Origin of the sequence: Flavobacterium limi, from assembly GCF_010645075.1 — a bacterium.
In the GTDB taxonomy this organism is placed as follows: Bacteria; Bacteroidota; Bacteroidia; order Flavobacteriales; family Flavobacteriaceae; genus Flavobacterium; species Flavobacterium limi.
Map to the genome: position 1 here is coordinate 153,721 of NZ_JAADZV010000005.1, position 25,380 is coordinate 179,100.

The window sequence follows — 25,380 nt, forward strand, 5'->3', positions numbered from 1 at the left end:
GAGGTGACTGCGATCTAAGTACAGTATACTGATCAATTTGCCTGTTCTTCTAAGGACGGTGTACAGTGAAAAAGTGATAAATTCTTGCACCGACTCCCAATAGCAGTAATAGGCAAATCAGAACTGTGATAATTGTTCGCAGAACAGCATAGGGTTTTTTAGGCTGTACAGCCTTTTTTTTTGATTTTATCATTTTGGCATAATTAATTGATACTATTATGAGACGACAATACAACACAATTGTGAAGCTGCCTGGGTCGCTATAATATTATGAATTGATCTGAGGGGGCTGCCAAATGCTTCCAGTGAAGCTTGATATTAAAGTAGATTGGTATTGTGATACCTTAGGAGAAATTTCCTGAATGGTAACGGGGAAATCAAAGGAAACAGTATTCACATTATTGACCACCTGAATTCCACAGCAGGCGCAGCTGCAAAAAGGGGAACATAAGTCTCTTTCTCCTTTGTGTGAATTACTGTCATTATGATGGGATTGTGATATCTCGGCAGCTTTTAATACAGCACTATACGCTTCGGTATCAGCGCAGGTAATCCCTGAGAGGCTTAGCAGATAGATAGTTAGTATAAAGCTTAGTATTTTCACGCAATAAAAGTAAATAATTATTTTTAACCTTCCAATAAAATTATGGAAAATTTATATTTCATGCTTTACAATATCGTATAGTGCAGTATTCAGAAGCCATACTATTATCTTTTTCAATAGTGCTGTTTTACAGTATGTTAGTTTGATATCTTACAATAGCATATGTACGCTTATTTATGTCGGGACATGCTATATTTAAGGTATTGGTATTTTTTACGTAGATAAATACAAATAATATTTGCAAGTATATCTTATCTTTGCGGTAATGAGCTGTAATGTAGGATTTTTTAAAGCAGCTTAGTGATAGTATGAAAATTTTATTAGTCGAGGATGAGCACTTTTTGTCCGAAAGCATCAAAGATTATCTCTCGGGCAATGGAATTTTGTGCCAATGCGTAGACAAAGTAGCCTCTGCACTTGAAAAAATTGCGGACTATCAGTACGATTGTGTTGTGCTTGATCTGGGGCTTCCTGATGGCAACGGGTTAGAGCTTCTTTTGACACTCAGAGAACAGAATAGAAATGAGGGCGTGATTATTATTACCGCTAACGGTATCACACTTGAAAATAAGATCGAAGGATTTAACAGCGGAGCCGATGACTATCTTACCAAACCTTTTGAACTGGCAGAATTAATGGTTCGTATCAAAGCGCTGGTACGCAGAAAGCAGTTTAACGGCAATAACATTGTCCTTTACAATGAAATCGCCATAGACATGCTTGCCAGAACAGTTAAAGTTGGAAACATCTTTATAGACATTACCAAAACGGAAATAGATTTGCTGCTTTATCTGGTTGCCAATGAAAATAAGGTACTCTCCAAGAGTACGATCGCTGAGCATATTTCAGGCGACATGGCAGATATGCTGGATAACCATCATTTCGTATATGCCCATATAAAAAACCTAAAGAAGAAGCTTGTTGATGCAGGTTATGATGATTACATCAAGACCATGTATGGGATGGGCTATAAATGGACGATGAAAAATGAGTAAAAAGCTGCTGGCCAAGACCCTTAAATACTATATGGTATTTTCAATTACAATGCTAATTATTGCGGGCATCGCTTTTTACTTTTTCGGGACTTTGCTGTATGTCAATAATGCAGACCGCGAACTTTTAATTCTCAAAAAAGAATTTGTCAGTCTTTCTCTCCCTGCGCTCAAGCCAGATAAAATTGCTGCCTGGAATGAATTTAACCGTGATCTTAAGATTAGGGACAACGATAAGCAGCTTGCCGGGGATATTTTTTTTTACCACAGTTATTACAACTGCCTGAGCGAAACATACGAACGCTACAGGGTGTTGCATTCTCCTGTAAGTATCCAAGGTAAAAATTATATTTTTTCAGCCAAGATCAATCTGATTAAAGATGAAGCTTTGATAATAGGAATAGTCCGTCTCTTTGCTATTATCGGCTTTTTGCTGCTGACGGGTTTATTTCTGATCACCAGATTTCTCTCGATCCGTTTATGGAAGCCCTTTTACACCACACTCCAGCAAATGGAGCGTTTCGAAATTGATAAAGTAATCAAGCCTGAACTCCCCAATGTGGATATAGAAGAATTCGAAAGGCTTAATGCGGCAATTTCCAGGCTGATGGACAAAAATACAAGTATCTATGCAAGTCAAAGTGAATTTATTGAAAATGCTTCACACGAACTCCAGACCCCTCTTGCCATATTTAAGGGAATGCTTCAGACACTGCAGCAGCGTGATGATATAACCAAGGGTCAGTTTGAAATTCTGGAAAATATAAATGTAGCGGCTTGCAGGCTCGGTAAAATCAATAAGAACCTTTTGCTTCTTTCAAGGCTTGAGAGCAGGCAGTTCGATATAACCCAAGGTATGACAGTCAATGCTGTTGTGGAACACCAGCTGCCTTTTTTTACAGAACAGGCCCAGGCCAGAAACCTGGTGATACGATATACTTCCCAGGCAGTCCTATATGTTTCAGCCAATGGCGTTTTGCTTGAAATTGTAATCAACAATCTCTTTAACAATGCTATTAGGCATAATAATAGGGAGGGGGAAATCAATATAGTAGTCAAAGAAGACTCATTGTGCTTCAGTAATTCAAGTGGATCAGGACCACTGGATGAGGTGCGTCTTTTTAATCGTTTTACCAAAGCGAGCACCAGCTCTCAGGGAAGCGGACTAGGCCTGGCTATCATCAGCAGGATCGCTACCCTTAATGGATGGAGGTTCTCCTACAGATTCGAAGAAAAACAGCATTTTTTCCGCGTGGATTTCTAATCTTCTAAATATCTTCTAAATTGATACTGAAGTTTGTTGAAAATTTCAGTATCTATGTTTACAAGTTTCAAATCCGCAGGCAGGTTTGACCTGTTGCTTCATTTTACGCTTTGGTTTATTCTCAGTTCTCTGTTGCTTCGTATTGTTTTTATTCTCCTTCAATTTCAAGAGGTATCCATCGGATTCTCTGACTTGCTTCAAACACTGCTTACAGGACTGTTCTATGATTTGGGGACGGTAAGTTTTATTATTCTGCCTGCATCTTTTTATTATCTGATTATGCCCTCCCGATGGGTGGGAAGTTTAGCTGACACGACAATCATACTTTTTTTTACTGCACTTTCTATATTCATTCTGGTGCTTACCTTTTTTGCAGAGATTATATTCTGGGACGAGTTCAAATCTAAATTCAATTTTATAGCCGTGGATTACCTGATTTATACACATGAGGTAGTGGCCAATATCCAGGAATCTTATCCGCTGCCCATATTAATTGGAAGCATGCTTTTGATCACAGGACTTTTTATTTTTATTTTCTTCAAAAGGGGTGCCGTCATAAATACGCTTTTGGTCACTGCTTCAACGTTATCCCGTCTTGTTGTGTTTTTATTAGTACTTTCAATATCTGTAACATATACCTGTTTTGTCCGCAATGACATGGCTGAATGGTCTGCCAACCGCTATAATTCTGAGATTTCCAAGTCAGGGATTTATTCTTTTTTTGCTGCCTTTCGTAATAACCAGATGGAATTTAAGCAATTTTACAGCTCCATTGATGACGATAAGGCATTTGCTCTGGTAAGAAGCAGGCTTCAGGGAAGCGGAAATACCGGTGGAAAAACCCTGCGCACTGTCCGCCGTAAAATTATTGACAGTTGCGGGCTGCAAGAACAGCGAAAGAATGTTGTTTTTATACTGGTAGAGAGTTTTAGCGCAGGATTTATGAAAGAATTCGGCAATAAGGAAAACATTACACCTTTTTTGGACAGTCTGGCCCAGCAAAGTATTTTTTTCAGTGATATGTACGCTACTGGAACGCGCACGGTAAGGGGAATGGAGGCTGTTACGCTCTGTATCCCTCCAACACCGGGCCAGAGCATTGTTAAACGGCCGGAAAACAGTGACCTTTTTACTATTGGATCAGTATTCAGAAAAAAGAAATACGCTACAGATTTCTTTTATGGAGGGGACGGATACTTTGATAATATGAATGCCTTTTTTGGAGGGAACGGCTTTACCATTTATGACCGTGGCCGGGGAAGTGTGCTGAGTGATAAGATTAAAACAGTCAGAAACAACATTCAGGACAAAGAAGTAACCTTTGAAAATGCATGGGGCATATGTGATGGCGATATCTATGCCAAGATGCTTACAACGGCTGATTCGCATTACAGTAAAAAAGAGCTTTTTTTTAATTTTGTCATGACCACTTCCAATCACAGGCCCTATACCTATCCTGATAATGCCATTGATATACCTTCTGGAACAGGGAGAAACGGGGCGGTGAAATACACCGATTATGCATTGGGTGAATTTTTCCGAAAGGCCAAGGAGAAACTATGGTTCAAAAACACCGTTTTTGTAGTGATCGCTGACCATTGTGCAAGCAGTGCGGGTAAGGATGAAATTGATATAGCCAACTATCATATTCCGGCGTTTATTGTCAATATGCCTCACGATCAAAACCGAAAAGTGCTGAAACAGTGCTCACAGATTGATTTTTTTCCCACTTTTTTTTCCCTTATGCATTGGAGTTACAACTCCAATTTTTTTGGGAATGATATATTAAATTCCAATTATGAACAGCGTGCCCTTGTGGGTACCTACAGAAAACTGACCTTAATGAAGAAAAACAGGGTAATGATCCTCTCTGACCAGAAAAAGCAGTCTGCTTATTTATGGAATAAGAAAGACAACAGCCTTTCGCCAGTAGCTATTGACCCAAATATGCTGGAAGAAACTATTGCCTGGTACCAGACCGCGGATTATCTATTTACCAATAAATTATTACATTAAAATCATGGCTTCACACTATATTCATTTTATCGTCAATCCAATTTCGGGCGGCGGTACCCATAATATAAATGCTCAGATGATCAGAAATTTTTTCCCCAGCTATGTTGTGGTAGTCGAATATACTCAGTATAAGGGGCACGCCATGGCTCTGGCCACCGCAGCTATGGAAAATGACCCGTACTGTATTGTGGCCTGCGGCGGAGACGGCACAGTAAATGAGGTTGCCTCGTGTCTGGTGAAATCTAAAATCATTCTGGGGATTATCCCGGTGGGTTCAGGCAACGGACTGGCTTCGCACCTGAAGATTCCCAAGCAGATTGATAGGGCTATGGACATTATTTCCAAAGGCAGGACCATACGAATTGATGCAGGAAAGGCCAATAATTATTATTTTTTCAGCAATATGGGTATTGCCATTGACGGTATGATTATAAAAAAATATGAAAAGGCAAAAAGAAAAAAGCTGATGGCTTATGCATGGGCATCTTTTGTTGCTGCCTTTGAATACCGTACCGCAGAAACTCTCTTGAATATCAACGGGCAGAACATGTGGATCGAACCAATGCTACTGTTCATTTCCAATTCCAATGAAATGGGCTACGGTATGAGCCTTACTCCTAGGGCCAGTCTTACCGATGGAAAACTGGATATTTTTATGGTTCCAAAAATTAATTTTTTTGAAAAACTGCAGCTTGCTTTCAGCATTCTTAAAGGAACTACAGAAAGTTTTAAGAAAGCTAGAATGATAAAATGTGATACAATGAATATTGTTGTGCCAAAGAAAATATTCATTGATGCGCAGATTGACGGTGAATACCACTACTTGAAAACCAATAAGGTTTATGTAACTATACTAAAAGAGAGTCTTAGTGTTGCATTCTAATAAAGTTCCGGTCCCATAATTTACGTTATATAAATATTATTCTCTTTGGCAGCAATTTTTTTGAAAATGCGATTTGGATTGGCGGGGTTTTGCAGGTTATCTAACCATTGCCGATACAATAAAAGAAGATGCGCAGTTGACTGTTTACAAACTAAAATCCATTGGAGTTAAGACAACAATGCTGAGCGGCGATAAAACAAATGTTGTTCAATTTGTAGCCGATAAGCTTGGGATTGCGAGTGCTTTTGGAGATTTATTGCCGGAAGACAAAGTAAATAAGGAAAACGAAATCAAGGACAGGAATGAAACAGTTGCTTTTGTCGGTGACGGGGTCAATGATGCGCCGGTTGTGGCTTTGAGTACTGTCTGAATAGCGATGGGAGGCTTGGGAAGTGATGCCACAATTGAAACAGCCGATGTAGTGATCCAGGATGACAGGCCAAGCAAAATTTCGATGGCAATTAACATAGGCAAACAGACCCAAAAAATCGTGTGGCAAAATATTACATTGGCTTTCGTTGTTAAGGGAATTGTTCTGATTTTGGGAGCAGCCGGTCTTGCAACAATGTGGGAAGCTGTCTTTGCAGATGTCGGGGTTGCATTATTGGCAATTTTAAATGCGCTCAGAATTACTAAGCATTATACTATGCAATAAATAAACTGATAGAGTCCATTGTTTCGTGCAAATGTGATTTTTGTAAGTTAGCCTTTCAGAAGTTTACTTATAATTATGAATTTCTGCTATTTTTACTTCTTTATGACCTAAAGTATTAATATAATGCTAATTCGAAAATTCACCAAAGATACACAGGTTTTATCCCTCAAAGATATTCTGAAAAGTAAGTTCTTTTTGCTTATCTGCGATTTTCAATGAGCCACTGAGCCAACTCGATGATTTCCTTTGTTTGGAGGTCAACCATCATTTTTGCCATTGTGTTTAATTCCACATTGCTACCGTGATGTATGTATGCCGAAGCATTATCCAGAGCAGCCTGATGATGAACTATCATCATTGTAGCAAAATCGTTGTCAATATCCCCTGTAATTAATTGGGTATCGGCATCAGTACCCATCTTTTTCATCGACATCATCAACTCGGTGGAAAAATTTGCATCGGTGTTATCTAATATCAGACCTGAAAGAATGGATTGCAGCTGCTGTATCTCCTTTTGCTGCGCATCAATAATAGTTTTTGCTTTGGCTTTCATTTCTGTATTGGTGCCTTCCTGCAGCTCAAGGTTTGCCATATCAATTGCTCCCTGATGGTGCATGATCATCATCGTGGCAAAATCGATATCCGGATCGTCTTTCATTGTCATGCCATCCATTTCTGTCATCATGGTGTGCATTTTTTGCATCATTTTATTGCTGTCATGAGACTGCAGCTGGATCGCCTTGTTATCGTCATCATTGGAGCATGAACAAAGCCCAACAATGGTCATTGCCAGCAGTACAATAGTCTTTTTCATAATATTATATATTTAAATTAATTCATCATTGCCAAACAAGCTTCAGCGCATTTTCTGCACGCTACAGCGCATTTACGGCAATGTTCCATACCCATCTCTGCATGTTTATCGCACTCATTAGCACATTGATTGCATGCATCGGCACACAGTCTGCATAGTTCTGCACTTCGGATACTTCCCAGGCTCATAATAGAGGCGGCTGCACGGCAAAATGCTGCACATTCTAAATCAGTTTGGATGCATTTCGCTAAATGGTTTACATCCTTTTCTTTTAAACATTCTGTTGCACAGTGGTCGCAAGCTATGGCACAATCGAGGCATTCCTCGATACACTGTTGGTATACTTGGTGTGACATAATATTCTGATCTTAAAATTATTGATTTGCTGACAGCCATTTTTCCAGGTCTTCTATTTCCTTTTTCTGGTCAGCTATCATTTTCATTGTCATCGTTTTAAACTCTGCGCTTTTTGAATACTGAAGAATGTGTTCACCCATCTTTATCCCATCCTTATGATGCTTGATCATCATTGTTGCAAAATCCTTATCCACTGTACCTGTAGCTTCTGGTAGTCGCATCATTTCCTGCATGTTGTCCATAATAGCCTTGCCTAATCCGTTATCGGTTTTCGAAGGGTCGTAATTACTTGTCTGGCCATTGAATTTTGAAATCATTTTGTCAAGACTCGTTATTTCCTTTTGCTGGGCCTCTTTCATTTTGCCGGCCATCGCTTTTAGCTTTTCATCAGTTCCAGAATTGAGCTCTGCAGTTGCCATATCGATAGCTCCTTTATGATGCTCTTTCATGTTCATGGCCAAGTCGTAATCTATATTTCCTTTTTTTTGCATCTGGTGCATCCTGTCCATCATGCTCTTCATTGCCTCCATTATTGTGTTATTTGCTACGCCTGCACTTGCACTTTCAACTGAAGTGTCGTTAGAATCGGATGCCGGCATTTCAGTTTTAGTTGTTTGGGTAGCTGTTTCTTTTTTGCATCCTGCCAATGAAAAAAGGATGACAAATGCGATTATTGCATATTTTTTCATAATTGTTATTTATAAGTTAATATTATTGTAATTTTTTATGACAATGTACAAGTATATTAGACTTTTTAGTTACAAAATTTCCATTTGGATTTTCAAAATTTTAAGAACTAGATGAACCCTCATGCTAATAGTAACTGCCACACCCCATAATGGCTGGACAGCGGACTGTCATATCATTGTAAGGCTGCACCTGAATTAAAAATTTTAACGGCCAGCCAAAATTTAGTAATTGAGAATAAATCCGGCACCAAAGCCCATATCGCTATCGTAATGAGAGGAAAGGGAACCCCATCGGGTTATTATATAGCGTAGACCGGCCATATATTCCTTGTCTGTATTCCACATCAAATTCATTCTAAGCCTCTTAGAGACCGGGATGTCCTTGCGTTCAAACTGTAATCTGACTTTACCATCCGTGAAAACTTCGGCTTGTGCTACTATTAACATAGGAAGGGTATAGTTGACCCCTAGACTCGCCACTGCACGTTTATCTTTAGTATTTTTTTGTCCAAAGAGATTTCTTTCCTGTTCATCTTCTCCCATTTTTCTATATCTCCAGTCAAATCCTATAAATGGCATTAGCCATTGCATTTTTCCAATATAGCGTCCAATATGTGTTTCAGTTTCATAGCCATGCATATCATTGTAGCCTAATCTCCATTCGGTCCCTATACTCCAGCGTGTCCCCTGATACATTGCTTCGCCATCGTTTCCATTAGTAGCAAAATCGTTTTCAGCCATGAAATGGAATTCTCTATCATCAGCAAACAATTTTCGCTGAGCCAGTTTAGGGTCTGGTATTTCTGGATTTGGAGGTGAATCTTCATAAGAAAAAATTCTGCCCATACCAGCCATCATATGGTAGAGAATGTGACAGTGGAAAAACCAGTCGCCACCATCTTCGCTTGCGGCGAATTCAATAATATCTGTTTCCATTGGCATGATGTCGATGATGTTTTTCAATGGCGCAAAATCACCTTGCCCATTGATTACCCTGAAATCATGTCCATGCAAATGCATTGGATGCCGCATCATTGAATTATTATGCAGAATAATACGTAAAATTTCTCCCTTCTTGATCAGGATTTTATCAGCTTCGGAAACAACTTTGTTATCCAGGCTCCACACATAGCGGTTCATATTTCCCGTAAGCTCGAATTTGAGTTCCCTTACGGGCGCATCTTTTGACAATGCCGTGCTTGTAGGAGATTTTAGCATCGCATAATTTAATGTCACAATATCGGCAAGGGCATTGGCATTGTACTTATTTTCCATATTGTGCATGTCATGCATTTTATCAGGGGCATCCAATTTGGTTTCTTCTTTGTCCATATCCATTGGCATATCATTACTTCCTTTTGTTTGTGGGCCTGTAATTTCAGGATACATTACCGAGTTCATATCCATCTGATTCAGCGACATCTTCATCCCCATATCATTTAGGTCTCCATTCATTTTCATCATATCGTTCATCATTTGCATCCCTTCAAAGTATTTCAGTTTGGGTAAAGGGGAGGTGAGCTGTCTGATGCCATTTCCAATGTATAGTGATGCTGATTTTGTCCGGTCTTCCGGTGTGGCTAAAAACTCATAAGAGGTGTTTTCCGCCGGAATGGTTAAAACAAGGTCATAAGTTTCGGAAACTGCGATAAGCAAACGATCTACCTCAACCGGCTCAACATCATTGCCATCACTGGCCACTACTGTAATTTTGCCTCCGGCATACGTAAGCCAAAAATTACTGGATGCACCGCCATTAGAGACGCGTAATCTTACCTTATCACCGGTTTTGAACTGCGAAAGCTGGCTTTCGTTTTTCCCATTAATTAAAAATTTCTCATAATAGACATCGCTTACATCCATAGCGTTCATACGCTTCCACTCATTGCGGACCTTGGTTTTTAAATAGCCTTGTTTTATAGCTTCGCCATAACTTTGGGTCGTGCCTTTTTTTATCGCAAACCAATCCGAGGCATTATGGAGCATTCTATGAACGTTCTCCGGGTTGATATCGGTCCATTCGCTCAGCACAATCGGAATTGTGGGAAGATTGTCTATTCCCTGGCGAAAATTCGGATCGGAGTTTCGTTTGTTCATCACAAAAGATCCATACATTCCTATTTGTTCCTGCAATCCCGAGTGGCTATGATACCAATGGGTCCCATGCTGCCTGATGGGAAAAGAATATTTGTAGGTACTGTGCGCTTTTATAGGCATTTGGGTAAGGTTAGGCACTCCATCTTCTTTATTGGGTAGAAACAAACCATGCCAGTGTAATGAGGTTTCTTCGTCAAGTTCATTATGGACATAAATTTCTGCGGTATCACCTTCTGTAAAGGTTAATGTAGGCATTGGTATCTGGCCATTTACCGCTATTGCTCTTTTTGATTTCCCTGAAAAATTTACCACCGTATCGCGAACATATAAATCGTACCTTACAACTTTAGGTGGCTCATCATTTACCATCATTTTTTTTACTGGGGGATCTACTGTTTTCTTTTCCATGTTTGTCATATCATGCGCCTGGTGCATATCGATGTTATCCGCAGAGGAAGATTTAGCCTTTTTAGGCATTTCCTCTTTAACAGGAGTTGCAGCTTTAGGTTTTGCACCTGCCTTCGGCTTAGTGGTTTTAGACTTTTCTTTCACTAATGCCATGCCGCACTTTGGGCATTTTCCCGGTTTGGATTCATGGATATCGGGATGCATGGGACAAGTATAGGTAGTGGGATTCGACTCTTCTTTGACAGGCTTTTTATCTATTGCCATTTTCATATCCTGCGCCTGAATTAGGACAGGAAGCATAATAAATACGAGTATTGTCAGTATATTTTTCATATTGCTTTTTTAAAGAATAGTGTTCTATTATTTTTTTTTCATCTCTTTCAACTTTGCTTTCATTTGAGCAATTTCAGTTTGTTGTGCTTTTATAATGTCTTGGGCAAGTTGACTTATTTCCGGATCGTGAAGGGAAGCCTCTTTAGCCATTAGTATTGCTGCTGCATGATGTGGTATCATCGATTTTAAAAATTGTTTATCTCCAACAGCTGCTTGCTCTCTTATGCAGGAAAAAAAAATGATTGCGGCAAGGCTGCCTGTGGTAAGCAATACTATGTTCCATTTTTTATTCATGTACATACTATCCATTACTGTAATCTCAATAATCAGCATTGGCATAGTCATTAGTCCTGCCATGTAAAATTGGTTTACATTGGGAATGACATTAGCAAAAATATCGACCATCGAATACATTAGTATGTACATAGAAATAAATGATAATACTATCATAATGGCTAATTTTTTGTACATTTTGGAGTCTATCTCTTTTGAATGCTGCTGTGTTACGTGTTCCATTTTCATATTTTTAGCTTTAAAAGTTATTTATATTAATCGATTTCCCAAACCACAAGTCTAATGTTACTTTAACACAGCATTACCTTAAATGGCCGGGATTTTTTCCGTGATTGTATTTTTCAATGTGGTATTGTAATAACTTATTATTTATTTGCTTTTAAGTAATAATTGTAACTCTTCAATCTGGTTTTTTAATTTTTCTGTAACCTTCATTTTTTTTTGTTCTGCAATCACAAGAGCTTTTTTTGCAGCTTCAACAGCACCCCGGTAGTCCTTGAGTCCTATCGATAGTTTTTGTCTTAAGCTGGGGTAATAAAAATTTTGCGGATCTAAGTTTTCGGCTTCACGCAGCCAGGCTATGGCCTGATTACTATCTCGATTAGTAGAGGAATAATAATTTGCAGCCTGAAACAATAAATTAGCATCTTGGCTTTTCTCTTTGATGATATATTTGTCAATTAGGGTTAAAATTTCTCTGTCTGCTTTGCTTTTTATTGGTATTTTAACCATGGTATTTTCCCATTCTATTTTAAGGAAACCTTCCCCTTTATTATTGATGTCGTTTAATTCCATGGTAAAAGTTTCGTAGAAATTAGTCGTTTGTTCTGTGGGAACGCTAAAGCGCATAACGTCTTTTTTCTCATCATAACCAGTTTCACCATGTAAAGTGACATCACTATTTATAATGATAGTCCACTCATTTTCTGAGGGAATTGAAAAGATAGAGTAGGTACCAGTTTTTAAAACACTATTTCCAAAGGTGATATCCTCATTAGTACTGATGGTCGTACAGTCACTGGCACCTGTTCGCCAGAGTTTGCCAAAGGGCACCAATTCGCCAAATATTTTTCGTCCTCTTGCCAAGGGTCTGCTATAGGCTATTTTTATTGTTGAGCTTCCAATTTCTTGTTGAAACGAGGCTGAAGGGCTTGCAGGAGTAAGCTTAATTTGAACTTTTTCCTGTGCAGAAATTGATAACGATTGTATAATAATGAAGCTCAGTAGAATTATTTTTTTCATAATTTTTAATTTTAAATTGATTTTGATATTTTTTCCATAATAGAATGGTCGGTTCCAAACTTGCAAATCGCATCACAATTATCTCTTAGTTCAGAAAACAGGATATATTTTATATTCATTTTCGAGTTTTTTATAACGGGCCTATTTAGCTGAAGCACTACATCCTTTTCCCTGTTATTGGGAATAATAATATAAAAAACTTCCTGTCCGATTGAAATACTAAAGTATAGGTCAGACAAACGCAGTATGCCCGAATAGATACTAGTGCTCTTTTCTACTTCAAAGGCACCTACAATTTTGTTTGTGCCTTTTTCCAACCAGAGCACATCAATTAGCTTGATGGTATTTTGAGTGTCCTTGTCGGTAGGCAAATCAGGGAATTTTAGCATTGATATAAATGAGAAATTTTGTCCATTAAATGATTTGTTTTTATCATTGCTTGCCGGGGTAACATCGAAACCGAGAGAAATACCTATTTTTAGCAGATGGTATTGCATCTCACTATGCAGATTTTGCTCCAGTTTTTCTTCGAGTATTTCTTTTTGACGCTTGTGTACGTTTTTTTCGAATCTTGAGCGTTCTGCCTCGCTTAAATATTCATCGTTACCGATTAGCATTTTCTGAGTTCCAATTTCAAAACACAATCCTGCAATGGCACCCAAATCATTTGACAGCTGAGATTTATGCAAAGTGTTGGTTTCCATCAAGGTTTCTCTTATTTTAAGATATTCTGTCCAGCTTCCCAATTTTTTTTTGTCTTTAAAAAGAAAATTAAAACCATTGAGAATAGCAGTGTTGAATGGCGGGAACCAGGTTGGGTGTATGAAATATAAAATACTGGCAACCGCAGGTCCTAATCCTTTAATTTTTAATTCATCGAGTTTTATGATTTCTTTTACAACCTGTTCTTCAGACTTGGCATTGATACAATTTTCAAGGAATTGACCGAAAGCCAATTTATTGTTTTGATTTTCATAGATATCGGGAATGCGCAATTTGGGTTTCCAATAAAACGGATGGGAAACCCCTGCAAAGACTTGTTTTTGTTCAGCAATGCAACTCAGAACAAATTCTAAGCTGCTTTCTTTAAAATCATTAGGAAAGGTTTTCTTTTTAATATCCTCAATGACTTGTAAAACACCGCGTCTTATAGTCCGAAATGCCTTTAACCGCTGGTTGTTATCTATAAACCAGGTATTGTAGACACTTTCGTTATCGTTTTTATACTGCAGGATAATTTGTCCTAGATTGGTCATTTGTTTTTATAATAAATTATTATTCTTTAGAGTTTTAAGCTTCTCAATCGCAATGCATTGACAATAACAGATACCGAGCTAAAACTCATTGCCAGGGCAGCAATCATAGGAGAAAGTAATATTCCGAAAAACGGATATAAAACTCCCGCAGCAACTGGTACACCTAAGACATTATATATAAAAGCAAAGAATAGGTTTTGCTTGATATTGCTCATTACAGCGTGGCTCAGATTTTTTGCCTTTACAATTCCTTGCAAATCTCCTTTTACCAAAGTAATCTTGGCGCTTTCTATCGCAACATCTGTTCCTGTTCCCATCGCAATGCCAATGTCCGATTGTGCCAAAGCTGGCGCATCGTTTATACCATCTCCTGCCATAGCAACAACTTTTCCTTCAGCTTGTAATTTCTCTATTACTTTCAATTTGTCTTCCGGTAAACAACCTGCTTGGAAAGAGGATAAATGTAACTCCTCGGCAACCGCTTTGGCAGTATTTACATTATCTCCCGTAAGCATAATTACTTCAACTCCCTGACGCATTAATTCTTTTATAGCAGCAGCACTGGTTTGTTTTATAGCATCGGTTATCGTTACAAATCCCACTACGTTCTTATCTACAGCGATATAAGAAACTGTTTTTCCTAATTTTTGTTCGGCAATAATTTTCTCTTCGATTGTGGAAGAAATAGCTGCGCTTATTTGCTCCATTAATTTTTTATTCCCTAATGCGATCTTTTTATCAATAGCAGTTCCAATAACTCCCTTTCCTGCAATATTTTCAAAATCATCGACTTTCGTTAAAGAGACATTTTTAGCTTTTGCAAATTTTACTACTGCTTGCGCCAAAGGATGTTCGCTATACTGATTTAAGGACGCAATGTATTGCAGCAGTTCATCTTCTGAATATTGTAGTGCAACAATTTTTTCTACAGAAGGTTTCCCTTCTGTAATTGTCCCTGTTTTATCAGTAATCAGAACATTTACTTTGTCCATTTTTTCTAAAGCTTCTGCATTTTTTATCAGAATTCCCGATTGAGCGCCTTTTCCAACTCCTACCATCACAGACATGGGTGTTGCCAATCCTAAAGCACAAGGACAGGCAATAATTAATACCGCAATGGCATTTATGAACCCATAGACCAATGCCGGTTCGGGACCAAATTTTGCCCAAATGAAAAAGGTAACAATGGAAATTACAACAACAATTGGTACAAAATATTTAGCAATGCTATCGGCTAGTTTTTGAATTGGTGCTCTGGAGCGACTTGCATTGTTAACCATTTGTATAATTTGCGAAAGCAAGGTTTCCGAACCAACTTTTTCGGCAATCATTATAAATGATTTGTTTCCGTTTATAGTTCCTGAAGACACCATATCGCCTATTTTTTTATCGACAGGAATTGGTTCACCGCTAATCATCGATTCGTCTATTGTACTTTCACCATCGGTTATTTTCCCATCCACAGGAATTTTATCTCCGGGTTTTACCCGTAATAAATCACTTTTTTTTATATCATGGATTGAGATTACTTTATCACCGCCATCAATTACCAAAGTAGCTTCGGTAGGAGCCAATTTTAATAATTCCTTTATAGCACCACTGGTTTGACTGTGCGCCCTGGCTTCAAGCAATTGTCCTAACAAAACCAAAGTCAGGATAACTGTTGTGGCCTCGAAGTATAATAGTACTGTTCCGTGTTCGGTCTTAAATTCACTTGGAAAAATGTCTGGAAAAAACATTCCAACTAAACTAAATAAAAATGCCACTCCTGTACCAATTCCGATAAGGGTAAACATGTTTAAATTCCATGTGATTATTGATTTCCATGCTCGCACAAAAAATACCCAGCAGGCATAAAAGACAACAGGAAGTGATAAAATAAGCTGTACCCAATTCCATTTAGCCGCATCCATTAGTTGAAGTAGAGGATTGTTGTGTGCCATTTCTATCATGGCAATGGCGAAAATAGGAACTGTAAATACAACCGCTATTTTCATTTTCTTAACCAAGCCCTTATAAATCCTTTGGTCTTCGTTTTGGTTTGGTTCCATTGGTACCAGATCCATTCCGCAAATTGGGCATGAACCCGGCGCATTGGTTATAACTTCCGGATGCATTGGGCATGTGTATTGCTGAATCTGAGCAGCAGCTGGTTCTTGTACCAAATGCATTCCGCATACGGGACAATCTCCGGGTTTATCATACATTTTATCGCCTTCACAATGCATCGGGCAGTAGTATTTTCCACCCGCATCATTATGAGGCACAGCTGCCTTTTTATGATCGTGTTTGTGGTTATGATCGTCAACTGTACTACAGCATGATTTTTCAGCTTTTTTTTCGTTAGAATCAGTAGTGCGAGTCATTTCAATGGTGTACTTTCCAACCGCAGTCAATGCTTCTTGCAGCTGCTCAGTTGCGATATGCTTTTCCATTGTAATGGTTGCCAATGGAGGATCTAAGGTGACATTTGCCTTTATTCCCTCTACCGCATTTAATGTTTTTTCTACTTTGGTACGACATCCATCGCAAGTCATTCCTGATATTGTATAGGTGTGTGTCATGAGGTTGTTTTTTTTACAGTTTAGATGTGTTATTTGCTTTATATATAGAAAGTTAGCTTTTTTTTTAGTAAACCAGTAATTTTAATTAACTTAAAATGACTTGTTGTTCATCAGCTGTTACAGCTTATTGTTTAACACTGAAAATAATTACAAAAAGTAATTAAAGTTAGATTCTAATTATTTTATAATTTCTTTCACCTCACCACACTTGAGCATCTTTGCTCCAAAATAAGGATTACGCACTTCTTTGGTAGAACTAATCCATAGAGCCCCTTTATTGTCAAAAGCCATTGGACAATTTTCCACGTACAGCTCAGCCTCGGCCATTCCTGCTTTTTTTAGCAAGCCAACCATTTCATTACTCAGTTTAGAATAAGCAGCTCGCTGCTTTTCAATATCAGGAGCTGAAACGATTGCAGCAGCTCTTGCTGCAAGATTGCTGTTGTAGCTGATTTCCCGTGCCCCCACTTCAATAGCATTGGCCGCCAATTTTGCTTCCGTGACATTATCTTTGGTAAGGGCTACTGTTAAATGGGCATACTGGCTGTATATTGCATTTAAAATATCATCATTTATCCTGATTACCTTATCCTTTGGAATTGGGGCAGAAGTTTCACTATTCTGAGGATTCTCTTGCTTTTTGTTTTCATTATTACCGCAGGCAATAAGTAAGGAGATTGATAGTATTGGGATTCCATTTTTGATTATTTTTTTCATAGTCTGTTGTGAGATTGATCATTGTATTTTCATTCCTGACATTGGGTTTTTCCCTTTCTTTAATATAAATTCACTGTACAGCAGATAGGCGCCAGACGCAACAACTATGTCCCCTTTTTCAAGGCCATTGGTAATTTCGACCTCATCGAAGGTTTCCGAACCAATAGTCACCATTCTGGGCTGATATTTGCCTTTTCCAATTTCAATCCAGACATGTGTACCGTTACCGTCTCTTATGACAGCGTCCACAGGTATGGTCAATTTCATTTTCTGTTCTGATAAAGGCAGTAAAACAATTACCTGCTGACCTGCCTGCCATTGATTGTTTGGATTGGTTATAGTACCACGCAGCTGTATGATCTGCTTGCTTGTCTGCAGGGCAGGGTTTATAAAATCTACGGTCATTGTCTGGGGCTGGTCTTCATAACCCGTGACGATAACTTTTACTTTTTGGCCGGTTTTAATTTTACCGGCATCCGCAGGATAGACATCAGCTTCCACCCACAAACGATTGTAATCTTCAAGCTTCATAATAGATCCTCCTTCTGTTACATATTGGCCTTCTGTTATGGAAAGTTCAGCAACTGTCCCTGAATTTGGGGCATAATAAACAACATATGGTGATGCTTTTTGCTTTTTTATTAGTTCGGCAAGCTGGGCTTCTGACTGCCCATACAACAGTAGTTTTTGTTTTGCGGCATTTTTTATTTGGGCAAAGCGTTTATCCTCGGCAAAGCTTGCGGCCTGCGCTGTGGCAAGAAGATACTCCTGCTGCAGGGCTGAAAGCTGCTCTGAATATATTCTGTATAAGGCCTGGCCTTTAGCAATGCGAACACCAGTTTCTTTTACATACAATTCTTCAATCCTTCCTGCCACGCGGCTTGCAATATAAACAGTTTGTTCAGGGTCAGTAACCAAACGCCCGTTGAGACGCGAAGAATTTGAAAATTCATTTTCCCCGGCAGTTATAGTTGTCAAATTGGCCAGTGCCTGCTGGCTTGGTCCCAAGGTTAGAAAGTCCTGTGCATTGTTTTTTTCGAAGGGTACTAAATCCATCCCACAGATTGGGCAGGAGCCAGGACCATCTTTTACAATTTGCGGATGCATCGGACAGGTATAGGTCTGAGCTTTTTCCTGACTGGCTTTTTTTTCTTCTTTTCGGGCACATGCTGTAAATAGAAGTGGAAAAATCATTACAATGAGCAAAATAGCACGAATTATTGATTTATTGTTCATGGCTTAATTTTTTAATTTATTTTCGCGGGCTATCTTGATAAAACTCTCACTGTCTATCATATAGGACGCATTGCTGGCAATATCCCAATCACTGATGTCTTGATCTATAAGGACCATACCCTCTGCATTGTTTTTCGTTTTAACTTCTCTGGGAACAAATACGTCCTTTTCTCTTTTGAAAACTATGGATTTATTTCCTAGATTGAGAACGGCACTTTGCGGAAGCCACCAGCCTTTACTGACAATAGGAATGGTTGCGGTTACTAATTTTCCAGTCTGAAATTTAGTATCCTGCAAATAGATCCTTGCTATAGTAAAGTTTGTCCCCTCTTTAAAGACGGGCTGAATGAGTCCGATAATACCAGTAAATACGGTTTGCTTATCTGATGGTTCATAAAACAAGAGTTTTTGTCCTTTTTTAATCTGGGGTGATACTGACGGATCAAAAGCAAACTCAGCAATAAGGTTTTTATTGGTGTAGATTGTAAAGAGTGATTGTCCCGCGCCAACATATTGCCCTTCTCTTAGCATAACAGCAGATGCAGCAGCAGTAGATGCCCTACTATTTGATGCTGCATTGCCACTTGAACCCATCGCGCCCATGCCATCATCCGATACTGCGCTTTGAGGTGAAGCCGCAGGAGCTGCTGTAGAAGTATTTCCTACTGCAGTCTTGTCTAAGATGTATCCGTTGGCATTACTGTAAACAGGAATGCGGTAAGAAATTTTACCTGTTTTTAATACCTGCTGGATTTGAGCCTGCTGCATCCCCAAAAGGGAGAGTCTCTCCTTTGCTTTTTGCAGCATAGGATCGTTTTTATCGGACTGGTAGATAAACAACAATTCTCTTTGTGCGGCAGCCAGGTCAGGGGAATAAATTTCCATAATTAGCTGCCCTTTTTTGACCGGCTGGTAATTGTACTTAACCAGCAGATGTTCGATCCTTCCGCTTATCCTGCTGGAAATGCTGGTCTGCTCACGGGTATCGTAGGTAATAACTCCTTGCACCTGTATGGAGAATATTTTAGTGCCACGCTCAGGTTTTATAACAGAGATATTAGAAATGACCTGCTGGTTGACGGGTTTTAAAAGGTGCTTCAGCCCGCTGTCTATGGCTGTTTCCGTGCCTGGGGTATGTTTTGGCACCAATTCCATCCCGCATATTGGACAGCTGCCGGGCTTATCCTTTACAACCTCGGGATGCATTGGGCAAGTATATTGCTGGCCTGCACCATGCTGATCTTCAGGTGTATGGTTGGGCTTGGTTGTCTTGTTGCAGGCATTCAGTAATAATATCGAAACGAATAACAATGCGAGTAACTTAGCGATAGAGTTCTTTTTCATAATCGACAATCATTTGATATAGTTTTAATTTTTCATCCAATAAGTCATTCTGCAGCATATTTAAAGCTTCCCAGGAGTCAATTACTACAGGAATCTGCAGTTTGTTTTCCTGATAGTTCAGAAAGTTTACATCCAGGGACTTTTGCATAGAAGGGATTATTTTTGTTTCGAGTCCCTGAATCCTTTTTTGCATGGTCAGTATTTCGTATTGCATACCATATAACATACCTTGGGTTTCCTGCAGCATGGCGGATTTCTCTTTCTTCATAGCCTGTACATTGTATTGCATTGCTTTGACATCTGATTTATACATTTTTGAAGACCAGGGTGCAATGGGAATAGACATCATGGCCATTACCGAATAGGCTTTGGGCATCATTTTATCAAAAGAATTCATATGATCAAACTGGATTTTAAAAGAGGGATTTTTCTCTGCTTTCATGGCCTCAATACTAAGCTGCATCGATTCAATTCCAGCATCCATCTTCTTGATATCTCCACGTACCCCTGCAAGGCTTGTGGTGTCGTGCCAAGCAGGGTTAAACACGGGGATAATACTCGTGTCTATGGCAAAATCAGCATTGCCGGGCTGGTTCATCAAGCTGTTGAGCCATGCTCTTGCTTTTGCAATTTCACCTTCCTGCATGCGGACCATATTTTTGTTTTCTTCAATCCTTGCGTCGATCTTGTATACATTACCCAATTGCGACTGGTTGTAGGGATAGCGCACTTCCTCAATCTTTTTCATGGTCAGCATTATCTTTTCGTTCTGATCCAAAACTTTCATTCGCTGTTCGGCCACCATCCAGCTGTAGTAGAGCTGTTTGGCCTTCGATTTATAGTCGTTAAGGGTAACGGCACGGGTAGCGTTCTCAATGTTTCCTTGGGACTGGATGAATTTTTTCTTCTTGTTTAGCTTTCCTACATTGGGGATGTCCTGTTCAATTCTGAACATTAAAGATCCTTTGTCGCGGTCATCCATAACTTCCTGAAAAGGATAAGGGGTCATAAAGGTTCCCACACCCACCATTGGTGCCATCCATGCTGTTGCGGCATCAGCACTGTATTTGTATCCTTCTGCCTTTAAACTATAGCTTTGCAGGAGCACATTTTTTTTATCAATCCTTTGAAGGATTGTATCGAGAGACAAGACCTGTTTGGTCTGGCTCCATAGCTGTATGGGCAGTAAAAGCAATAGTACTGCCAGTATTTTAATGTTTGACATCATGTACTTCGAGTTTGCCATATTTTCTTAGTTCATATTCTTTGGACATTAGGAAAATAAGCGGGGTTACTAATAAGATATGTACGGCAGAGGTAAATACTCCGCCAATCATAGGCAGTACAATTGGTTTCATTACATCCATTCCAACACCATTGGACCACAGGACAGGCACTAAGCCAAATAATGAGACGCAAACGGTCATTAGTTTTGGGCGCAATCGTTTTGCGGCGCCGTGTACCACATATTCCCTTAGATCCTCTTTAGTAATGGTTTCTCTTGAGTTTCCTTTGGCCTTGATAAGCTGCTCCATGGCATCATTGAGATAGATAACCATCACAATTCCGGTTTCCACGGCAATTCCAAAAAGGGCAATAAAACCTACTGCTACCGCCACCGATAGATTGACATCCCAGAAAAAAATTATATAGGCACCTCCAATTAAAGCAAAAGGAACTGTTATAAGACTTAAAAAGGCTTCCCTAAGGGAATTAAAGGCAAAATAGAGGGCGAAGAAAATAATAAGCAATACTAGCGGCGCAATGACTTTAAGGGTCTTTTCTCCGCTGATCAGGTTCTCATATTGTCCGCTCCATTCTATAAAGTACCCTTCAGGAAGTATGTTTTTGGCACTTTCTAATTTTTTCATGGCTTCCTGTACGGTTCCTCCCATATCACGATCACGTATATTGAACATGACTGCTCCGCGAAGGAGTGCATTTTCAGAACTGATCATTGGCGGTCCGTCTACGAATTTAATATCAGCAACGGCAGATAATGGCACTTCTCCAAAGGCAGGAGACTGTAAGGGAATGCGTTTAATGCGTTCCACGCTATTTCTATAATCCTGTGCCATACGCACACTTATTGAAAAACGTCTTCGTCCTTCAACAGTATTGCCAATGGATGCACCGCCTAAAGCAAATTCCACGGTTTGGTTTACATCATCTACTGTTAATCCATATCGGGCCAATTCCTGGCGATTAACATCAACATCAAGGTACTTGCCCCCGGTAATAGGATCCACAAATAAATCAGATACTCCCGGAGTTCCTTCCAGGGCCATTTTCACCCTTTCAGATACACGAGCGATGGTGTCGAGATTTTGTCCGTAGACTTTAATTCCTACATCGGTACGAATTCCTGTTGCCAGCATATTGATTCGGTTGATAATGGGCTGTGTCCAGCCGTTTACTACACCAGGGATCTGGAGTTTGGTATCGAGTTCCTTAATAATATCTTTTTTATCTATTCCTTCACGCCACTGTGATTTTGGTTTTAGCATGATAATGGTCTCAATCATGCTCATAGGGGAGTTATCGGTGGCAGTGCTGGCTCGCCCTGCCTTTCCCAAAACACTTTCCACTTCAGGAACCGATTTGATTATTTTATCCTGGACCTGCAAAATGCGTTTGATTTCTCCGTTAGATACATCAGGGAGGGTAACAGGCATAAATAAAATACTCTGCTCATCGAGCGGCGGCATGAATTCTGTTCCGAGCCGCATCAATAATGGAATGGAAATCAATAATGCCAAAATATTAACCGCAAGGGTTGTTTTTCTCCATTTCAGAACCCAGCGTATAATGGGCTCATAACCTCTTTCCAAAAAGCGATTTACCGGATGTGAATCGGTTGGACGGAATTTTCCTTTCATAAAAAAAGAAATCAGTACCGGAGCTAATGTAAGCACCAACAGGGCATCCACAATCAATATGAATGTTTTTGTATAGGCCAAAGGATGGAATAGTTTTCCTTCCTGTCCGGTAAGCATAAAGACGGGCAGGAAAGAAGTAATTATAATTACAGTGGCAAAGAATACGCCACGAGAAACCTGCTTGCTGCTTTTCTCAATTATTTTGAGCCTTTCCTCTTCGGATATCCACTGTGGTTTTTTGCGAAATATATTTTTAATTCTTTTCATCAGAGTTTGTTTCATTTTTTTGTTCAGATTCCCATTGTGCATACCGTTGTGAGAGATGCTGGTAGGCATTTTCACTCATAATAATACCGTTGTCAACTATTACCCCAATGGCAAGCGCTATACCAGTAAGGGACATGATATTGGAGGAGATGCCAAAGGCATTGAGCAGTATGAAACTTGCTGCAATTGTAATGGGTATCTGAATGATAATACTCAGTGCACTACGCCAGTGAAAAAGAAAAATAATAACGATAAGCGACACTACAAGCATTTCTTCAATTAAGGTACGCTTAACCGAATCAATAGATTCTTTAATCAGATGCCCCCGGTCATATACAATATTGAATTTTACCCCCTTAGGAAGCCCTTTGGCAACTTCCTTCATTTTTTCTTTCACATTATCAATTACAGCATCTGCGTTTTCACCATAACGCATCACTACTATACCTCCAACGACTTCGCCAGTCCCATTATGATCAAAGATTCCCAATCGGGTTTCCCCGCTCATCTGGACAGTTCCTATATCGCTGACTTTTATAGGAATGCCATTTTGGTTTTTCAGCGGAATATCCTCAATCTCTTTGATGGATTTCAGATAACCGGAGGTCTTAATGATATAGCCAATATCGCTCATGTCAAATTTTCTTCCGCCGCTTTCATTATTATTGGCACGTACAGCACTTATAACCTCTGGAACAGACAGTTTATAATAGAGCAGTTTGTTTGGATCGATAGTAACCTGATATTCTTTTTGAAATCCCCCAAAAGAGGCAATTTCACTCACTCCGGGAACATTTTGCAGCGCAAACTTGACATACCAGTCCTGCAGGGCCCTTTGTTCGCCAAGATCAATACCGGGCGCATCCAAAGTATACCACAGTATATGGCCAACCCCGGTTCCATCAGGCCCCAATTGCGGGGCAACTCCTTTGGGCAAAGTGCTGCTAATGGTACTGAGCCTTTCCAGCACTCGTGATCTGGCCCAGTATACATCAACATCATCTTCAAAAATGACATAGATAAAACTCATGCCAAACATCGATGCGGCCCGTACATATTTAATTTTGGGCAATCCCTGAAGGTTGGTAACCAAGGGATAGGTGATCTGATTTTCAACAAGCTGTGGGGCTCGTCCCATCCATTCTGTAAAAACGATTACCTGATTTTCAGATAAATCGGGAATAGCGTCAATAGGATTTTTCTCGATCGAGAGGATACCCCATATAAATATTGCTGCCGATAATAGTAAAACAATGAATCGGTTACGCAGGGACCATTCTATTAATTTGTGTACCATAGATTTAATTTATTTGTGCAGGACTATCGCTTACCTTTTCAATCCAATTTGTAAGCTGTTCTTTTTGAACTGCCGTCAATACTGCATCTTTATGGATCAAGGTGTAAGAAGACAATGGCATTTCGTTAGCTTTTATTTCCTTGAGAATCCGGTCTAATTTATTCTCTTGTTTTCTTTTGGAATAACTTCCCCACTGGCTGAAATTCAAATTTTCTTTTCCTTCCCTGATATGCCCCTCCATAAAGCTGCGCGCCGGCTGTATGTAGGAATACCATGGATATTGCGTGTTGTTGCTGTGACAATCATAACAAGAAGTCTGAAGAATCGTTTGTACATTCTTGGGAATGGAATATACCTTAGAGATATGAATTGGTAATACCTGCCCGTAATCGGAATTGCGGGCAGGCTGATACAATTGCATCAGTAGAAAAATAATTAACCCAATAAAAAGAATCTTTCTGATGAATCGTTTCATTTTACAACTGTTTTTTCATTGAACCGCAGCTTAGCATTTTTGAACCGTAATATGGGTTTTTAATCTCTTTTGTTTCACTGATCCAGATAGCCCCTTTCCCTGCATCATACATAGGGCAGAAATCCTGATACAATTTTTGTTCTGACTTGAAAGATTTTATCAAATCATTCATGTCTTTACTGAGCATGGCGAAATGCTCTCTTTGGTGTTCAATATTTCCATCATTAGCTCCAATATGTTGGGTATGTTCTTTAGCATCATCAGCAATATCAAGATATTCGGCTCTTAATTTGGAATCAATTGAATTGGGATTTACACTATTAAAAACGGTGAACAATGTATTTGCGGCATTCGCAGCTCCTTTTGTATCATCTTTGGTTAATGCATTTTTTAGAGACAGGTAATTATTAACGATTTCGTTAATAGAAAATGTTGCCTGAGCAGCCTGGGTTGTTTTTACTTCTGCGTTTTTTTCAGTAGTAGTTTGCTTTACTGGCTCGGTTAATTCCATTGCGCACTTGGAGCATTTGTCTCCTTTTTTTCCTGTAACTTCAGGATGCATGGAACAGGCATACAATTGTGATGCTGTTTCTGTTGCTTCAGAGGTAGTTGTTGCCGCTTCGGTGTTTTTTTGGTTACAGGAAACCATTACTAATGCCATTGCTATAGTGGAAAGAATTACATTTTTCATTTTTAT

Annotated in this window: 21 protein-coding genes and 1 pseudogene; 5 read left to right on the forward strand and 17 right to left on the reverse strand. The window is 39.3% G+C overall.

Annotation, left to right across the window (positions count from 1 at the left end; genetic code table 11):
* Positions 1-268 precede the first annotated feature (268 nt).
* On the reverse strand, positions 269-604 hold the full coding sequence (locus tag GXM16_RS12090) for a DUF6660 family protein (RefSeq protein WP_163394697.1): 336 nt from the start codon (positions 602-604) through the stop codon (positions 269-271).
* Positions 605-912: 308 nt separating this feature from the next.
* Here GXM16_RS12090 and GXM16_RS12095 point away from each other — a divergent pair, with 308 nt between their 5' ends.
* From GXM16_RS12095 to GXM16_RS12115, 5 genes and pseudogenes are all read left to right on the forward strand, one after another.
* Entirely contained in the window at positions 913-1,599 is a 687-nt protein-coding gene (locus GXM16_RS12095) for a response regulator transcription factor (RefSeq protein WP_163394698.1), read from the forward strand.
* On the forward strand, positions 1,592-2,860 hold the full coding sequence (locus GXM16_RS12100) for a sensor histidine kinase (protein ID WP_163394699.1): 1,269 nt from the start codon (positions 1,592-1,594) through the stop codon (positions 2,858-2,860). The genes GXM16_RS12095 and GXM16_RS12100 overlap by 8 nt, the downstream gene beginning before the upstream one ends.
* A gap of 54 nt (positions 2,861-2,914) precedes the next feature.
* Complete coding sequence (locus GXM16_RS12105; RefSeq protein ID WP_163394700.1) at positions 2,915-4,876, forward strand: LTA synthase family protein; 1,962 nt, start codon at positions 2,915-2,917, stop codon at positions 4,874-4,876.
* A 4-nt stretch (positions 4,877-4,880) separates the two neighbouring features.
* Positions 4,881-5,759 carry a diacylglycerol/lipid kinase family protein gene (locus GXM16_RS12110; protein ID WP_163394701.1) on the forward strand — a complete coding sequence of 293 codons (879 nt, stop codon included), beginning with the start codon at positions 4,881-4,883 and terminating at the stop codon, positions 5,757-5,759.
* Positions 5,760-5,847: 88 nt separating this feature from the next.
* Positions 5,848-6,414: pseudogene (locus tag GXM16_RS12115) on the forward strand (HAD-IC family P-type ATPase); the annotation flags it as partial.
* 199 nt (positions 6,415-6,613) lie between these two features.
* Here the strand turns inward: GXM16_RS12115 and GXM16_RS12120 are convergent.
* From GXM16_RS12120 to GXM16_RS12195, 16 genes are all read right to left on the reverse strand, one after another.
* Entirely contained in the window at positions 6,614-7,228 is a 615-nt protein-coding gene (locus GXM16_RS12120; protein ID WP_163394702.1) for a DUF305 domain-containing protein, read from the reverse strand.
* Positions 7,229-7,245: 17 nt separating this feature from the next.
* Positions 7,246-7,584, reverse strand: a complete 339-nt coding sequence (locus GXM16_RS23090) for a four-helix bundle copper-binding protein (protein WP_163394703.1) — start codon at positions 7,582-7,584, stop codon at positions 7,246-7,248.
* A gap of 18 nt (positions 7,585-7,602) precedes the next feature.
* On the reverse strand, positions 7,603-8,184 hold the full coding sequence (locus GXM16_RS12130) for a DUF305 domain-containing protein (protein WP_163394704.1): 582 nt from the start codon (positions 8,182-8,184) through the stop codon (positions 7,603-7,605).
* A gap of 312 nt (positions 8,185-8,496) precedes the next feature.
* Positions 8,497-11,112, reverse strand: coding sequence for a multicopper oxidase domain-containing protein (locus GXM16_RS12135; protein WP_163394705.1), 2,616 nt, complete (start codon positions 11,110-11,112; stop codon positions 8,497-8,499).
* A gap of 27 nt (positions 11,113-11,139) precedes the next feature.
* Entirely contained in the window at positions 11,140-11,628 is a 489-nt protein-coding gene (locus GXM16_RS12140; RefSeq protein WP_229684341.1) for a DUF305 domain-containing protein, read from the reverse strand.
* Between the two features lie 147 nt (positions 11,629-11,775).
* A complete protein-coding gene (locus tag GXM16_RS12145) occupies positions 11,776-12,648 on the reverse strand; it encodes a DUF2911 domain-containing protein (protein ID WP_163394707.1) in 873 nt (290 codons plus the stop codon).
* Positions 12,649-12,659: 11 nt separating this feature from the next.
* Positions 12,660-13,904, reverse strand: coding sequence for a hypothetical protein (locus tag GXM16_RS12150; RefSeq protein ID WP_163394708.1), 1,245 nt, complete (start codon positions 13,902-13,904; stop codon positions 12,660-12,662).
* Between the two features lie 26 nt (positions 13,905-13,930).
* The gene (locus GXM16_RS12155) at positions 13,931-16,468 is read right to left on the reverse strand and encodes a heavy metal translocating P-type ATPase (RefSeq protein ID WP_163394709.1); all 2,538 of its coding nucleotides are present in this window, start codon (positions 16,466-16,468) and stop codon (positions 13,931-13,933) included.
* Positions 16,469-16,645: 177 nt separating this feature from the next.
* A complete protein-coding gene (locus GXM16_RS12160; protein WP_163394710.1) occupies positions 16,646-17,185 on the reverse strand; it encodes a DUF3347 domain-containing protein in 540 nt (179 codons plus the stop codon).
* Between the two features lie 18 nt (positions 17,186-17,203).
* On the reverse strand, positions 17,204-18,421 hold the full coding sequence (locus GXM16_RS12165; protein ID WP_163394711.1) for an efflux RND transporter periplasmic adaptor subunit: 1,218 nt from the start codon (positions 18,419-18,421) through the stop codon (positions 17,204-17,206).
* A 3-nt stretch (positions 18,422-18,424) separates the two neighbouring features.
* Entirely contained in the window at positions 18,425-19,765 is a 1,341-nt protein-coding gene (locus tag GXM16_RS12170) for a heavy metal-binding domain-containing protein (RefSeq protein ID WP_163394712.1), read from the reverse strand.
* Positions 19,743-20,993 carry a TolC family protein gene (locus tag GXM16_RS12175; protein ID WP_229684340.1) on the reverse strand — a complete coding sequence of 417 codons (1,251 nt, stop codon included), beginning with the start codon at positions 20,991-20,993 and terminating at the stop codon, positions 19,743-19,745. Before GXM16_RS12175 ends, GXM16_RS12170 begins: the two co-directional genes overlap by 23 nt.
* A complete protein-coding gene (locus GXM16_RS12180) occupies positions 20,977-22,926 on the reverse strand; it encodes an efflux RND transporter permease subunit (protein ID WP_244307520.1) in 1,950 nt (649 codons plus the stop codon). The genes GXM16_RS12175 and GXM16_RS12180 overlap by 17 nt, the downstream gene beginning before the upstream one ends.
* A complete protein-coding gene (locus GXM16_RS12185) occupies positions 22,898-24,208 on the reverse strand; it encodes an efflux RND transporter permease subunit (protein WP_163394713.1) in 1,311 nt (436 codons plus the stop codon). The genes GXM16_RS12180 and GXM16_RS12185 overlap by 29 nt, the downstream gene beginning before the upstream one ends.
* A 4-nt stretch (positions 24,209-24,212) precedes the next feature.
* The gene (locus GXM16_RS12190; RefSeq protein WP_163394714.1) at positions 24,213-24,683 is read right to left on the reverse strand and encodes a heme-binding domain-containing protein; all 471 of its coding nucleotides are present in this window, start codon (positions 24,681-24,683) and stop codon (positions 24,213-24,215) included.
* A gap of 1 nt (position 24,684) precedes the next feature.
* On the reverse strand, positions 24,685-25,374 hold the full coding sequence (locus tag GXM16_RS12195) for a DUF3347 domain-containing protein (RefSeq protein ID WP_163394715.1): 690 nt from the start codon (positions 25,372-25,374) through the stop codon (positions 24,685-24,687).
* Positions 25,375-25,380: the final 6 nt, after the last annotated feature.